Origin of the sequence: Stutzerimonas kunmingensis (assembly GCF_002929225.1) — a bacterium.
GTDB lineage: Bacteria > Pseudomonadota > Gammaproteobacteria > Pseudomonadales > Pseudomonadaceae > Stutzerimonas.
This window is the reverse complement of record NZ_PISM01000021.1, coordinates 336,169-350,259: the sequence shown is the minus strand read 5'-3', so window position 1 is coordinate 350,259 and position 14,091 is coordinate 336,169. Positions and strand designations below refer to the sequence as shown.

The 14,091-nt window shown below is 62.0% G+C and carries 13 protein-coding genes and 2 pseudogenes; 12 read left to right on the top strand and 3 right to left on the bottom strand.

Annotated elements, in window-relative coordinates; genetic code table 11:
- Nucleotides 1-15: 15 nt before the first annotated feature.
- Nucleotides 16-918, bottom strand: coding sequence for an HTH-type transcriptional activator NahR (gene nahR, locus CW305_RS18210; protein ID WP_003292087.1), 903 nt, complete (start codon nucleotides 916-918; stop codon nucleotides 16-18).
- 155 nt (nucleotides 919-1,073) lie between these two features.
- Here nahR and salA point away from each other — a divergent pair, with 155 nt between their 5' ends.
- From salA to CW305_RS18155, 11 genes are all read left to right on the top strand, one after another.
- Nucleotides 1,074-2,387, top strand: a complete 1,314-nt coding sequence (gene salA, locus CW305_RS18205; protein ID WP_014819623.1) for a salicylate 1-monooxygenase — start codon at nucleotides 1,074-1,076, stop codon at nucleotides 2,385-2,387.
- 442 nt (nucleotides 2,388-2,829) lie between these two features.
- Nucleotides 2,830-3,168: a 2Fe-2S iron-sulfur cluster binding domain-containing protein gene (locus tag CW305_RS18200; RefSeq protein ID WP_003292091.1), complete on the top strand. Its 339-nt coding sequence runs from the start codon at nucleotides 2,830-2,832 to the stop codon at nucleotides 3,166-3,168.
- Nucleotides 3,165-4,088 (top strand): catechol 2,3-dioxygenase, encoded by a 924-nt coding sequence (locus CW305_RS18195; protein ID WP_003292092.1) that lies wholly within the window; start codon nucleotides 3,165-3,167, stop codon nucleotides 4,086-4,088. Before CW305_RS18200 ends, CW305_RS18195 begins: the two co-directional genes overlap by 4 nt.
- A 34-nt stretch (nucleotides 4,089-4,122) precedes the next feature.
- On the top strand, nucleotides 4,123-5,583 hold the full coding sequence (locus CW305_RS18190) for a 2-hydroxymuconic semialdehyde dehydrogenase (RefSeq protein WP_104098553.1): 1,461 nt from the start codon (nucleotides 4,123-4,125) through the stop codon (nucleotides 5,581-5,583).
- A gap of 10 nt (nucleotides 5,584-5,593) precedes the next feature.
- A complete protein-coding gene (locus tag CW305_RS18185) occupies nucleotides 5,594-6,442 on the top strand; it encodes an alpha/beta fold hydrolase (protein ID WP_003292095.1) in 849 nt (282 codons plus the stop codon).
- Between the two features lie 11 nt (nucleotides 6,443-6,453).
- On the top strand, nucleotides 6,454-7,239 hold the full coding sequence (gene dmpE, locus CW305_RS18180; protein WP_003292096.1) for a 2-oxopent-4-enoate hydratase: 786 nt from the start codon (nucleotides 6,454-6,456) through the stop codon (nucleotides 7,237-7,239).
- Nucleotides 7,240-7,253: 14 nt separating this feature from the next.
- Nucleotides 7,254-8,177, top strand: a complete 924-nt coding sequence (locus tag CW305_RS18175) for an acetaldehyde dehydrogenase (acetylating) (protein WP_003292099.1) — start codon at nucleotides 7,254-7,256, stop codon at nucleotides 8,175-8,177.
- A gap of 11 nt (nucleotides 8,178-8,188) precedes the next feature.
- Nucleotides 8,189-9,229, top strand: a complete 1,041-nt coding sequence (gene dmpG / locus CW305_RS18170) for a 4-hydroxy-2-oxovalerate aldolase (protein WP_104098552.1) — start codon at nucleotides 8,189-8,191, stop codon at nucleotides 9,227-9,229.
- Entirely contained in the window at nucleotides 9,226-10,020 is a 795-nt protein-coding gene (gene dmpH / locus CW305_RS18165; RefSeq protein ID WP_009397184.1) for a 2-oxo-3-hexenedioate decarboxylase, read from the top strand. Before dmpG ends, dmpH begins: the two co-directional genes overlap by 4 nt.
- 3 nt (nucleotides 10,021-10,023) lie before the next feature.
- A complete protein-coding gene (locus CW305_RS18160) occupies nucleotides 10,024-10,260 on the top strand; it encodes a 2-hydroxymuconate tautomerase (RefSeq protein WP_370737501.1) in 237 nt (78 codons plus the stop codon).
- Between the two features lie 30 nt (nucleotides 10,261-10,290).
- The gene (locus CW305_RS18155; RefSeq protein ID WP_003292104.1) at nucleotides 10,291-10,731 is read left to right on the top strand and encodes a GlcG/HbpS family heme-binding protein; all 441 of its coding nucleotides are present in this window, start codon (nucleotides 10,291-10,293) and stop codon (nucleotides 10,729-10,731) included.
- A 187-nt stretch (nucleotides 10,732-10,918) separates the two neighbouring features.
- Here CW305_RS18155 and CW305_RS18150 read toward each other — a convergent pair.
- A pseudogene (locus CW305_RS18150) lies at nucleotides 10,919-11,257 on the bottom strand (ISL3 family transposase); the annotation flags it as partial.
- 308 nt (nucleotides 11,258-11,565) lie between these two features.
- On the opposite strand from CW305_RS18150, the gene CW305_RS18145 reads away from it, so the two are divergent.
- The gene (locus CW305_RS18145) at nucleotides 11,566-12,996 is read left to right on the top strand and encodes an FAD-binding oxidoreductase (protein ID WP_009397186.1); all 1,431 of its coding nucleotides are present in this window, start codon (nucleotides 11,566-11,568) and stop codon (nucleotides 12,994-12,996) included.
- Nucleotides 12,997-13,308: 312 nt separating this feature from the next.
- Here the strand turns inward: CW305_RS18145 and CW305_RS18140 are convergent.
- A pseudogene (locus CW305_RS18140) lies at nucleotides 13,309-14,077 on the bottom strand (IS110 family RNA-guided transposase); the annotation flags it as partial.
- Between the last annotated feature and the right edge of the window lie 14 nt (nucleotides 14,078-14,091).

Here is a 14,091-nt window from a genome sequence, read left to right as displayed (position 1 = left end):
ACCCCGGATTGTCACTCAATCCGAAAACAGCTCGAACATCAGTTGTCGCAACCAGATGTTGGCTAGGTCCTTGTGATATTTTGCGTGCCAGAACATGTTAATGGGGATTTCTGGTAGGTCGATGGGGATTGGCAGCACGCTCAAACCGAAGGGCTCTACACAGCAGTCAGCGAAGCGCTCAGGTACGGTGGCGAGTAGCTCCGTATGCTGGAGGATATGGCCGACGGCGACGAAGTGCGGAACCTCTAGGCGAATGTCCCGCCGGATGCCAGCTCGCGCCATATGGGAATCTACTTCGCCGTGGCCAGTGCTGGCGGCGATGACACGTATATGGCTGTAGGCACAGAAGCGCTCCAAGGTCAGTGGCTCTCTGGTGGCCGGGTGGTTCTTACGGCACAAGCACACGTAGCGGTTATGGAGAAGCCGACGCTGTAAGAAGCCGGCCTGTAGGTTGGGTAGCAGGCCTACGGCCAAATCTACTGTACCGTCTAGTAACGACTGTCCCAAACTCACCGAGCTGCCGCGTACCGTGCTGATTGTGCAATGGGGGGCCTTACGAGTGAGCGCATCTATTAACCGCGGCATGAAATATATCTCACCAATGTCGGTCATGGCCAAGGTGAAGGTACGCTCGCTGGTTAAAGGATCGAAACGCTCTTCGTGATGTAGCGCTTCGCGCAGACTGTGCATGGCATGGGCGATAGGCTCAGCTAAATGTGCAGCATAGGGCGTAGGCTCCATGCCTTGGTGGGTACGCACGAATAGTTCGTCCTGCAGTGCGGTGCGCAGGCGCTTCAGGGCGTTGCTTACGGCAGGTTGGGTTAGGCCTAGGCTTTGCGCGACGATAGAGACACGCTTGTCGACCATCAACTGGTTGAATACTACCAGCAGGTTTAAATCCAGGTCATGCAGTTCCATGGAGCCTCGCTATGCTGTTGACGTGGTCCTGCCAGAGCGGCAGCATCGGACATTCTCACTATGAATATATAATATAGGGATTAGTGTATTTATCAATAGTTATGGCTTCGCTACTGTTGGAGATATCCCAATAATAAAGTCATGACAGGTATTGCATGAACGACATGAACGCTAAGAAACCAGCCTTGCGCGTCGCTATAGTCGGCGGCGGAATTTCAGGCCTTGCCTTGGCATTGAGCTTGTGCAAACACTCCCATCTTAATGTGCAGCTATTCGAGGCTGCCCCGGCGTTCGGTGAAGTCGGTGCTGGTGTGTCCTTCGGGCCTAACGCAGTGCGCGCCATTGTCGGTTTGGGTTTGGGTCAATCCTACTTTCAGGTTGCTGATCGGACTCCGCAGCCTTGGGAGGATATTTGGTTTGAATGGCGGCGCGGTAGCGATGCTAGCTATCTAGGCGCCACCATTGCGCCGGGCGTAGGTCAGTCCTCTGTACACCGGGCTGATTTCCTTGACGCCCTAGTAAGACACCTTCCAGAAGGTATCGCCCAATTTAGGAAGCGTGCCACCCAAATCGAGCAGCAGGGTGATGAACTGCAAGTGCTATTCGCCGACGGCACAGAGTACCGCTGCGATCTTCTAATCGGCGCCGACGGCATTAAGTCAGCGCTTCGTAGCTATGTGCTGGAAGGTCAGGGGCTGGATCATCTAGAACCACGTTTTAGCGGTACCTGTGCATACCGGGGCATGGTAGATAGCCTGCAACTGCGCGAAGCCTTTAGAATAAAGGGCATTGACGAGCACTTGGTGGATGTCCCGCAGATGTACTTAGGGCTCGATGGCCATATTCTTACCTTCCCGGTGAGAAAAGGCCGCATTGTCAACGTGGTAGCGTTCACCTCCGACCGTAGCCAGCCGGAACCGACTTGGCCCGCGGACGCTCCCTGGGTACGGGAAGCGAGCCAGCGCGAGATGCTCGATGCGTTCGCGGGCTGGGGCGATGCCCCGCGCGCCTTACTGGGGTGCATCCCGGCGCCAACTCTCTGGGCACTGCATGACCTGCCGGAACTGCCAGGCTACGTACACGGTCGGGTTGCCCTGATCGGCGACGCAGCGCACGCCATGCTGCCGCACCAAGGGGCCGGTGCAGGGCAAGGGCTTGAGGACGCCTATTTCCTCGCCCGGCTGTTGGGCGATAGTCGGACCGAAACAGGCAACCTCCCCGAGCTGCTTGGAGCTTACGACGACCTGCGCCGCCCTCATGCCTGTCGTGTGCAACGAACCACTGTGGAAACCGGCGAGTTATACGAGTTGCGCGACCCCATTGTAGGTGCGGACGAACAGCTGGTGGGGGAAATACTGGCGACTCGTTTCGACTGGCTATGGAACCATGATCTCGATGCCGATGTGGCTGAGGCCCGACTGCGCATGGGCTGGGAGGCGCATGAGCAAATTGCGCTGCGTCAAGGGTAAGAGGCCGTGTCGATAGTGGCTAAGGTTTCGAAGGCGAGTAATTGAAGTGTTTTCTGCGAACGGGTTACGTGATGCACATAGGCTTGCGTTTAGTGCTAGGTGCAAAATATCACTTTGTTTCAGCCGCTAGGCCGACGCCCATGGGAGCCGTTGGATCTGTAAATATAGTTAGATTCTGATCTAAGCACAGGCAGCCACCGCATTGGTGCCAGTGGACCGCAGATACCACGGTAACCCATTAGGATTTCATACATGCTGCGCCAAAGAGCATCGCTAGAGAGAACAATGCAAACCAATAACAAGAGTTCGTTCCGTTACACCTTAATAATCAGCGCTCCCGCGATGACAATCAATACTTCCCTAGCGATCGCCAAACTGGTCAGGACTTGTATTTGGAGGTCCTGCAGCGGTGCCCACTGACGCACATGTCGACGGAGGCGGGATGCCAACGGTCTTTGAAATCACTGTACGGCCTGATGGGGAGAGCTTCGTCTGCCAGCCGCAGCAGTCAGTGCTTCGTGCTATGGAGGCCCAGAACAAGCACTGCCTACCAGTTGGCTGTCGCGGCGGCGGGTGCGGCCTGTGTAAGGTGCGGGTGCTGACCGGTGATTACGAATGCGGGCGTATGAGCTGCAAGCACGTACCGGTAGAGGCCCGCGAACAAGGCTACGCCCTGGCCTGCCGACTGTTTGCCCGTAGCGATCTATGTATCGAGCGTTATTCAAAGCCGTGCTATGAAAATACGGTCGACCCACAACAAAGAGAAAAGGTGACGTCATGAACAAAGGTATAATGCGCCCCGGCCATGTGCAGCTGCGTGTACTGGACATGAGCAAGGCCCTGGAACACTACGTCGAGTTGCTGGGCCTGATCGAGATGGACCGTGACGATCAGGGCCGTGTCTATCTCAAGGCTTGGACCGAAGTTGACAAATTCTCCGTGGTGCTACGCGAAGCCGACGAACCTGGTATGGATTTTATGGGTTTCAAGGTTGTGGATGAGGATGCTCTCCGGCAACTGGAGCGGGATCTGACGGCATATGGCTGTGCCGTTGAGCAGCTACCCGCAGGTGAGCTGAACAGTTGTGGCCGGCGCGTGCGCTTCCAGGCACCCTCCGGGCATCACTTCGAGTTGTATGCAGACAAGGAATATACTGGAAAGTGGGGTGTGAATGAGGTCAATCCCGAGGCATGGCCGCGCGATCTGAAAGGCATGGCGGCTGTGCGTTTCGATCATTGCCTACTGTATGGCGACGAATTGCCGGCGACCTATGACCTGTTCACCAAGGTGCTCGGCTTCTATCTGGCCGAACAGGTGCTGGACGAAAATGGCACGCGCGTCGCCCAGTTCCTCAGTCTGTCGACCAAGGCCCACGACGTGGCCTTCATTCACCATCCGGAAAAAGGCCGCCTCCATCATGTGTCCTTTCACCTCGAAACCTGGGAAGACGTGCTTCGCGCCGCCGACCTGATCTCCATGACCGACACCTCTATCGACATCGGCCCGACCCGTCATGGCCTGACCCACGGCAAGACCATCTACTTCTTCGACCCGTCCGGTAACCGCAGCGAGGTGTTCTGCGGCGGCAACTACAGCTATCCGGATCACAAGCCGGTGACCTGGCTGGCTAAGGACCTGGGCAAGGCGATCTTCTATCACGACCGTGTGCTCAACGAACGATTCATGACCGTGCTGACCTGATGGTTCGGTTCGACTTATTGCAGAGATTGCGCAGATGAAAGAGATCAAGCATTTCATTAACGGTGCCTTCGTCGATTCGGCCAGCGGCCGCACCTTCGAGGACATCAACCCGGTCAATGGCCAGGTGATCGGCCGCGTGCACGAGGCCGGCCGCGCCGAGGTCGACGCCGCGGTCAGGGCGGCACGCGCTGCGCTGAAGGGACCATGGGGGAAGATGACGGTGGCCGAGCGCGCTGAGATTCTGCATCGCGTGGCCGATGGCGTCACGGCGCGCTTCGATGAGTTTCTCGAGGCCGAATGCCTGGACACCGGCAAGCCCAAATCCCTGGCCAGCCACATCGACATTCCGCGCGGCGCGGCCAATTTCAAGGTGTTCGCCGACCTGATCAAGAACGTGCCGACCGAAGCCTTCGAGATGGCCACCCCGGACGGCGCCGGTGCACTCAACTACGGCGTGCGCCGGCCCAAGGGGGTGATCGGCGTGATCAGCCCGTGGAACCTGCCGCTGCTGCTGATGACCTGGAAAGTCGGCCCGGCCCTGGCCTGCGGCAACTGCGTGGTGGTAAAACCATCCGAGGAAACCCCGCTGACCGCCACCCTGCTCGGCGAGGTGATGCAGGCCGCCGGTGTGCCGGCCGGCGTGTACAACGTGGTGCACGGTTTCGGCGGCGATTCGGCCGGGGCCTTCCTCACCGAGCACCCGGACGTCGACGCCTACACCTTCACCGGCGAGACCGGCACCGGCGAAACCATCATGCGCGCCGCGGCCAAGGGCGTGCGCCAGGTGTCGCTGGAGCTGGGCGGCAAGAACGCCGGCATCGTCTTCGCCGACTGTGACCTGGACAAGGCCATCGAGGGCACCCTGCGCTCGGCCTTCGCCAACTGCGGCCAAGTCTGCCTGGGCACCGAGCGGGTGTATGTCGAGCGGCCGATCTTCGACGCGTTCGTCGCCCGCCTGAAGGCCGGCGCCGAAGCGTTGAAGATCGGCGAACCGAACGATCCAGAGGCCAATTTCGGCCCGCTGATCAGCCACAAGCACCGTGAAAAAGTCCTCAGTTACTACCAGCAGGCAGTCGACGACGGCGCCACCGTTGTCACCGGCGGCGGCGTGCCGGAGATGCCGGCGCACCTGGCCGGCGGCGCCTGGGTGCAGCCGACCATCTGGACCGGCCTGACCGACGATTCGGCGGTGGTCACCGAGGAAATCTTCGGCCCCTGCTGCCATATCCGCCCGTTCGACAGCGAGGAGGAAGCCATTGAACTGGCCAACAGCCTGCCTTACGGCCTGGCCTCGGCGATCTGGACCGAGAACGCTTCGCGCGCCCACCGCGTCGCCGGGCAGATCGAGGCCGGCATCGCCTGGGTCAACAGCTGGTTCCTGCGCGACCTGCGCACCGCCTTCGGCGGCAGCAAGCAGTCGGGCATCGGGCGCGAAGGGGGTGTGCACTCGCTGGAATTCTACACCGAGCTGAAAAACATCTGTGTGAAACTCTGAGGAGCTGGCCATGAACGCACCGCAGCAAAGCCCTGAAATCGGTCGCGAAATCCTCGCCGCTGGCTACCGCACCAACCTGCATGATCAGGGCGAAGGCTTCCCGGTTCTGCTGATCCACGGCTCCGGGCCGGGCGTCACCGCCTGGGCCAACTGGCGCGGGATCATTCCGCAGCTGGCGCAGACGCGCCGGGTGGTCGCTCCGGACATGCTCGGCTTCGGCTACAGCGAACGTCCGGCCGATGGACAATACAGCCAGGCGCGCTGGGTCGAGCATGCCATCGGCGTGCTCGACGCCCTCGGCATCCAGCAGGGCGACATCGTCGGCAACTCGTTCGGCGGCGGGCTGGCGCTGGCACTGGCCATCCGTCACCCCGAGCGCGTGCGCCGGCTGGTGCTGATGGGCAGCGTCGGCGTGGCCTTTCCGATCACCGAGGGGCTGGAAATGGCGTGGGGCTACACGCCGTCGCTGGCCAACATGCGCAGGCTGCTCGATCTGTTCGCCCACGACCGCACCCTGGTCAACGACGAGCTGGCCGAGCTGCGCTACCAAGCCAGCATCCGCCCGGGCTTCCAGGAGTCGTTCGCCGCGATGTTCCCGCCGCCACGGCAGAACGGAGTCGACGATCTGGCCAGCAACGAGGCCGATATCCGCGCCCTGCCCCACGAAACCCTGGTCATCCATGGCCGCGAGGATCGGATCATCCCGCTGCAGGCTTCGCTGACCCTCGCGCAGTGGATTCCCAACGCCCAACTCCACGTCTTTGGCCATTGCGGCCACTGGACCCAGATCGAACACGCCGAGCGTTTCGCCCGCCTGGTCGAGAATTTCCTCGCCGAGGCCGACGCCCTCCATTCCTGAGAGAGACCGATATGGACAAGACATTGATCAACGAACTCGGCGACGAGCTCTACCAGGCGATGGTCCAGCGCGAGACCGTGTCGCCGCTGACCAGCCGCGGCTTCGACATCACGGTCGAGGACGCCTACCACATCTCCCTGCGCATGCTCGAACGCCGCCTGGCGGCCGGCGAGCGGGTGATCGGCAAGAAGATCGGCGTCACCAGCAAGGCCGTGCAGAACATGCTCAGCGTGCACCAGCCGGACTTCGGCTACCTCACCGATGCCATGGTCTACAACAGCGGCGAGGCAATGCCGATCAGCGAGCGGCTGATCCAGCCACGCGCCGAGGGCGAGATCGCCTTCATCCTCAAGAAGGATTTGATGGGGCCGGGCGTGACCAACGCCGACGTGCTGGCTGCCACCGAATGCGTGATCCCCTGCTTCGAAGTGGTCGATTCGCGCATCCAGGACTGGAAGATCAAGATCCAGGACACCGTCGCGGACAACGCCTCCTGCGGGCTGTTCGTGCTGGGGGACCAGGCCGTCTCACCGCGCCAGGTCGATCTGGTCACCTGCGGCATGCTGGTTGAGAAGAACGGCCAGCTGCTCTCCACCGGCGCTGGAGCGGCTGCGCTCGGCTCGCCGGTCAACTGCGTGGCCTGGCTGGCCAACACCCTCGGCCACTTCGGCATTGGCCTCAAGGCCGGCGAAGTGATCCTGTCCGGCTCGCTGGTTCCGCTGGAACCGGTCAAGGCCGGTGATTTCATGCGCGTCGAGATCGGCGGCATCGGCAGCGCCTCCGTGCGCTTCATCTGATCGAGGACAGCCTGATGAGCAAGAAACTGAAAGCCGCCATTATCGGCCCGGGCAACATCGGCACAGATCTGGTGATGAAGATGCTGCGTTCCGAGTGGATCGAGCCGGTCTGGATGGTCGGCATCGACCCCGAGTCCGATGGCCTCAAGCGCGCCCGCGAGTTCGGCCTGAAGACCACCGCCGAGGGCGTCGACGGCCTGCTGCCGCACGTGCTCGAGGACGATATCCGCATCGCCTTCGATGCCACCTCCGCCTATGTACACGCCGAGAACAGCCGCAAGCTCAACGAGCTGGGCGTGCTGATGGTCGACCTGACCCCGGCCGCCATCGGCCCGTACTGCGTGCCGCCGGTGAACCTCAAGCAGCATGTCGGCACGCTGGAAATGAACGTCAACATGGTCACCTGTGGTGGCCAGGCCACCATCCCGATGGTCGCCGCGGTATCGCGCGTGCAGCCGGTGGCCTACGGCGAGATCGTCGCCACCGTGTCCTCGCGCTCCATCGGCCCGGGCACCCGCAAGAACATCGACGAGTTCACCCGCACCACCGCCGGCGCCATCGAGCAGGTCGGCGGGGCCAAGGAAGGCAAGGCGATCATCGTCGTCAACCCGGCCGAGCCGCCGCTGATGATGCGCGACACCATCCACTGCCTGACCGAAACCGAACCGGACCAGGATGCGATCACCGCATCGGTCCACGCGATGATCGCCGAGGTGCAGAAGTACGTGCCCGGCTACCGGCTGAAGAATGGCCCGGTATTCGACGGCAACCGCGTCTCGATCTTCATGGAAGTCGAGGGCCTGGGCGACTACCTGCCCAAGTACGCCGGCAACCTCGACATCATGACCGCCGCAGCGCTGCGTACTGGCGAGATGTTCGCCGAGGAAATCGCCAGCGGCACCATTCAACTGCCACGTCGTGAAGCGGCACTGGCCTGAGGAGTAGCACCATGAATCTGCAAGGCAAGAACGTCACCCTGCACGACATGAGCCTGCGCGACGGCATGCACGCCAAGCGCCACCAGATCAGCCTCGAGCAGATGATCGCGGTCGCCACCGGCCTCGACGCCGCCGGCATGCCGCTGATCGAGATCACCCACGGCGACGGCCTCGGCGGTCGCTCGATCAACTACGGCTTCCCCGCGCACAGCGACGAGGAATACCTGCGTGCGGTAATCCCGCGCCTCAAGCAGGCCAAGGTATCCGCCCTGCTGCTGCCGGGCATCGGCACGGTCGACCACCTGAAGATGGCGCTCGACTGTGGCGTCTCCACCATTCGTGTGGCCACGCATTGCACCGAGGCCGACGTCTCCGAGCAGCACATCGGCATGTCGCGCAAGCTGGGCGCCGATACCGTCGGCTTTCTGATGATGGCGCACATGATCAGCGCGGAAAAAGTGCTCGAGCAGGCCAGGCTGATGGAAAGCTACGGCGCTAACTGCATCTACTGCACCGACTCGGCCGGCTACCTGCTGCCCGATGAGGTCAGCGAGAAGATCGGCCTGCTGCGCGCCGAGCTGAACCCCGCCACCGAGATCGGCTTCCACGGCCACCACAACATGGGCATGGCCATCGCCAACTCGCTGGCCGCCATCGAAGCTGGCGCCTCGCGTATCGACGGCTCGGTCGCCGGCCTCGGCGCCGGTGCCGGCAACACCCCGCTGGAAGTCTTCGTCGCGGTGTGCAAGCGCATGGGCGTGGAAACCGGCATCGACCTCTACAAGATCATGGATGTGGCCGAAGACATCGTCGTGCCAATGATGGACCAGCCGATCCGCGTCGACCGCGATGCGCTGACCCTGGGCTATGCCGGCGTATACAGCTCGTTCCTGTTGTTTGCCCAGCGCGCCGAGAAGAAATACGGCGTACCGGCCCGCGACATTCTGGTCGAGCTGGGGCGCCGCGGCACCGTCGGCGGCCAGGAAGACATGATCGAAGACCTCGCCCTGGATATGTCCCGGGCCCGCCAGAACCAGAAGGTGAGCGCATGAACCGTACCCTCAACCGCGAGCAGGTGCTGGCCCTGGCCGAGCACATCGAGAACGCCGAATTGCAGGCGCACGATATTCACAAGGTCACCAACGATTATCCCGAGATGACCTTCGCCGATGCCTACGACATCCAGTGGGAAATCCGCCGCCGCAAGGAGGCGCGCGGCAACAAGATCGTCGGCCTGAAGATGGGCCTGACCTCTTGGGCGAAGATGGCGCAGATGGGCGTGGAGACGCCGATCTACGGCTTTCTCGCCGACTACTTCAGCGTGCCCGATGGTGGCGTGGTGGATTGCTCCAAGCTGATCCATCCGAAGATCGAGGCGGAAATCTCGGTGGTCACCAAGGCGCCGCTGCAAGGCCCCGGTTGCCACATCGGTGACGTGATTGCAGCGGTCGACTACGTGATCCCCACCGTCGAGGTGATCGACTCGCGCTACGAGAACTTCAAGTTCGACCTGATCAGCGTGGTGGCCGACAACGCCTCCTCGACGCGTTTCATCACCGGCGGCCAGATGGCCAATCTGGAAGACGTCGACCTGCGCACCCTCGGCGTGGTGATGGAGAAGAACGGTGAGGTGGTAGAACTTGGTGCCGGCGCCGCAGTGCTCGGCCATCCGCTGTCCAGCGTGGCGATGCTCGCCAACCTGCTGGCAGAGCGCGGCGAACACATACCGGCCGGCACATTCATCATGACCGGTGGCATCACGGCTGCGGTATCGGTGGAGCCGGGCGACAACATCACCGTGCGCTATCAGGGGCTTGGCAGCGTCTCCGCGCGCTTCATCTGAGCCATTCGGCCGCCCTGCACGGGCGGCCTCTTCTTCAGGAGACACACCATGCCTATTGCCCAGATCCATATCCTCGAAGGCCGCAGCGACGAGCAGAAGGAGTCGCTGATCCGCGAGGTCAGCCAGGCCATCTCGCGCTCGCTGGACGCGCCGCTGGCCAGCGTGCGGGTGATCATCACCGAGATGCCCAAGGTCCACTTCGGCATCGGCGGCGAGAGCGCCAAGGCCATTGGTCGATGAGCCTGCCTCCTCCTGCACAGAGTCCGGCACATGAGAACAACGAATCAACGCTCGCTGCACTGGGAAGCCGCCTATGCCGCCACCCGTGCGGCCGTGGCACATGCAGAGAAGCTAGGCGTGCGCATTAACGTCTGTGTGGTTGACCACTCCGGCCTGCCGTTGGCCTATCTGCGCATGAACGGCGCCTTTCTACATTCACGGGAAATTGCCGAAGACAAGGCGTACACCGCCGTGAGCTTCGGCTTCCCCACCCGCGACTGGCTCGACGTGCTGGGTGACAACCCGCGCCTGCGCATCGGCCTGCCGAGACGCGAGCGGCTGGTGGTGTTCGGCGGGGGCCTGCCGATCCTACTCGATGGTGAATGCATCGGCGGCATCGGCGTCTCTGGGGCCGACGAGGGGCAGGACGAAGCCTGCGCGGCAGCAGGCTTGGCGGCCATAGGGCATCATGAGGCATCCAGTTTGGGGTAGAGGTAGATTTCGACTTTCGCGCCCGAACGCATCATGCGGCTGGCTTCCAGAAGGAAATCAGCAGCATTGACTGGCCTTCTGATCTCTTTAGGCGGTTTCGGTAATAAGCGGAGCGAGAAACAGATCAGCCGATGGATGCTAGGTCGGCAAGCCCGTTCAGTTTGGCGGTGGCAGATAGACCGTGGGCCAATGGCTGGTTGGCGGCGAGCAATTCCTGCAACTGCACGGCTTGGCCGTCCTTGAGGTTCTCAGCGTTGCGCAGCAGCAGCCAGCGGCTGCGCTTGACCACCACCTTGCGCGCTGTTTTGTTATCGCGCAGGAGGTTGGCCTGGTCGACGCGACTATGGTCGATCACCTCACGACCGTAGCGCGCCACCCCATGGAACAGGTCGTAGGCCACGTCGGCTTGAGGGCAGTGCCGCTGCACTTCCAGGTCGAAAGCGGTGTTCATGTCCATGGCGACCGCCTCGATATGCTGGCAGTGCTCACCGAGCCACTCGAAGAATGGGCGAATCGCCTGGCCGCTGCATGGCGACAGCAGGGTGTGGGGGTTGGGATGTTTAGCGACTGCCAATCTACCCACTTCCTCGCCTGTTACTAATGAGGAACAAAGTATTCGAACATCGCAATGATATTACGGGGTATTGTCTGACATCATAAAAACACAAAAGCATCAGCGTGTTATGGGTTTCACGGATATTTATCGGAAAACTTTTTGACTGTCCGGATACAAAATTTCGGGTTAGTAACTCGCTCTTTCCCCAGAATCCGCGGCCGCCCATCATAAAGGCTGGACACGCTGGCCGTTCCATAAACTGGAAGAGGAGTCTCTTCATGAACATCACTGCATCGGAACCGGCGTCCGGGCCCTGGAACCCTAAACGAATTCTGGCCGCGCTGCGCGCCGACGCCAGCATCGGCGAAGTGCTGGCGGGCGCCGACATCGAGGCCCGGTACCTGAACGACTGGAGCGGCGAGGAAGGCGGCAGGCCGCTGGCCTTGGTGCGCCCGCACGACACCGCCGAAATTGCGCGCGTGCTGTCATTATGCCATGCAGGACGCTGCCCGGTGGTGCCGCAGGGCGGGCTGACCGGCCTGGCCGGCGGTGCCACGCCGATAGAAGGCTGCGTGCTCGTTTCACTGGAGCGCATGTCCGGCGTGGTCGAACTGGACCCTGCCTCAGCCACCATGACCGTCCTGGCCGGCACGCCGCTGCAGGTCGTTCAGGAAGCCGCGCAGGCGGCGGGCTTTCTGTTCGCGCTGGACCTGGGCGCGCGCGGCTCCTGCCAGATCGGCGGCAACATCGCCACCAATGCGGGCGGCAACCGCGTGATCCGCTACGGCATGGCGCGCGACCTGGTGCTGGGACTGGAAGCCGTGCTGCCCGACGGAACCGTGCTGTCCATGATGAACAAGATGGTCAAGAACAATGCCGGCCCCGATCTGAAGCATCTGTTCATCGGCACCGAGGGCACGCTGGGCATCATCACGCAGGCCGTGCTCCGCCTGCATCCGGGCGTCTCGGGTGCCAATACCGCGTTGGTAGCCGCGCCCGATTTCGGCTCGGCCATCAAGCTGCTGCGCCATGCGCAGCACCTCCTGGGCGGCCGGGTCAGCGCATTCGAGATGATGTGGCAGGACTACTATGCCGCGGCCACAACCGCCGGCGGCATCGCCGCGCCGCTGCCGGCCACGTATCCGCTATACGTGCTGCTGGACCTGCAGGCGGCCGCACCCGAAGAGGATGCGGCGCGCTTCGAGGCGATGTTGGAACACGCGCTGGCCGAAGGCTGGATCGCCGACGCCGCCGTGGCCCAATCTCACACGCAGACCCAAGCCTTCTGGGAACTGCGCGATGCCATCTCCGAGATGCTGCGCACCTTCGCGCCCACCATCAACTTCGACGTGTCCGCGCCCATCTCGGGCATCGAGGAATGCGTGGCCCGGATGCGCGAGGCGCTGGCGCGCGATTTCCCCGGCGTTCGGGCGATCTACTTCGGCCACGTCGGCGACGGCAACGTGCATATCATGGTGGGTTCGCTGCCGACTGACGACCGCAAGACCGAACAGCGCATCGAGGCTGCATTCTACGCTATCGTGCGCAGCCTGTCGGGATCGGTCTCGGCCGAGCACGGCATTGGGCTGCACAAGCGGCCGTGGTTGCACTACAGCCGCAATCCGGCGGAGCTGTCCTTGATCGCGACGGTGAAGCGCGCGATCGATCCGCACGGGATCATGAATCCGGGGAAGATTCTGGCGTCTTGAGTGAGGGTGGTGGCGGCTGTCGCCGCCTGATGGGTGCTGCAAGAGATTTTTTGAAGAAAAAATTTATGGTCATCCCGTTTCTGCAATACTGACCAGCGATGATTGTATGGCTTGCCTAAATCTATCCAGCGTCTCGTTGGGGCATGCCCCGCGCCACGATGAGAGTCGCGCCTGGTGATCCTGAAAAGCCGGCGGCTTCGAAAGCCGATTTTTATGTCAGGTTGTTCACCAGGTCGGTGGCCGTTCACGTCATCGGTTGTTCAGCATCGCAAAACCTGGAAGGGTGTTCCGTGGTACAGCTGAATGGCCGGGTCAGGCGGCGTAGACGACTGGCCCTGCTTCGAATTCCGAGTGGTTGGCGGCGAACGCCCAGGCGACTCGGGAGAACTTGTTGGCCAGGGCGCGCACCACCATGTTCGCATGGCGTCGCTGCCGTAGCGAGCGGACCCAGTGGGCCAAGGCACCCTGCTGATGCTCCAGGCGCTGCAGGTAGACCCGGGCGCACTGCACTAAAAGCCGCCGCAGATACTTGTCTCCCTCGTTTGCTGATACCCAGCAAATTGGCTCGACCGCCGGTGCTGTGCTGGCGGGGTACCAGCCCCACCGATGCCGCGAAATCACGGCTGCCGCCATACTGCTTGCCATCGCCCATTTCGGCCGATAACAGGCTGGCTGTGATCGGGCCGACACAGGGAATCGTCAGCAAGCGGCTCCCCAGGTCATCTTCCTCAAGCTGGGTGGTCATTTCCTTGTCCGGTGCCTTGATCTGTCCGTCCAGACAGCGTGAATGCTGATGCAGGCGCGTTAGGAGTACGACCAGCCGAGGCGGCAGCTCATGCTCATCCAACGTGCTCGGCAGTCGTCTGACCAGCGATAGTCCCTTGGGCAGGCTGATGCCGAACTCCAGCAGGAAACCGTGGGCCTGGTTGGCCGTCTTGGTACGATCACGCACCAGCGAATCACGCATCCGGTGCAATACCGAGAGCGTTTGCCGGGCCTCGATCTTGGGCGAGACGAAGCGCATGCTGGGCCGCGATGCGGCTTCGCAGATCGCTTCGGCATCAATGAAGTCGTTCTTGTTGGGGAGCCCGCAGA

Coding starts and splice junctions, on each gene's coding strand:
- nahR (WP_003292087.1), bottom strand. CDS start 918: ATGGAACTGCATGACCTGGATTTAAACCTGCTGGTAGTATTCAACCAG.
- salA (WP_014819623.1), top strand. CDS start 1,074: ATGAACGACATGAACGCTAAGAAACCAGCCTTGCGCGTCGCTATAGTC.
- CW305_RS18200 (WP_003292091.1), top strand. CDS start 2,830: ATGCCAACGGTCTTTGAAATCACTGTACGGCCTGATGGGGAGAGCTTC.
- CW305_RS18195 (WP_003292092.1), top strand. CDS start 3,165: ATGAACAAAGGTATAATGCGCCCCGGCCATGTGCAGCTGCGTGTACTG.
- CW305_RS18190 (WP_104098553.1), top strand. CDS start 4,123: ATGAAAGAGATCAAGCATTTCATTAACGGTGCCTTCGTCGATTCGGCC.
- CW305_RS18185 (WP_003292095.1), top strand. CDS start 5,594: ATGAACGCACCGCAGCAAAGCCCTGAAATCGGTCGCGAAATCCTCGCC.
- dmpE (WP_003292096.1), top strand. CDS start 6,454: ATGGACAAGACATTGATCAACGAACTCGGCGACGAGCTCTACCAGGCG.
- CW305_RS18175 (WP_003292099.1), top strand. CDS start 7,254: ATGAGCAAGAAACTGAAAGCCGCCATTATCGGCCCGGGCAACATCGGC.
- dmpG (WP_104098552.1), top strand. CDS start 8,189: ATGAATCTGCAAGGCAAGAACGTCACCCTGCACGACATGAGCCTGCGC.
- dmpH (WP_009397184.1), top strand. CDS start 9,226: ATGAACCGTACCCTCAACCGCGAGCAGGTGCTGGCCCTGGCCGAGCAC.
- CW305_RS18155 (WP_003292104.1), top strand. CDS start 10,291: ATGAGAACAACGAATCAACGCTCGCTGCACTGGGAAGCCGCCTATGCC.
- CW305_RS18145 (WP_009397186.1), top strand. CDS start 11,566: ATGAACATCACTGCATCGGAACCGGCGTCCGGGCCCTGGAACCCTAAA.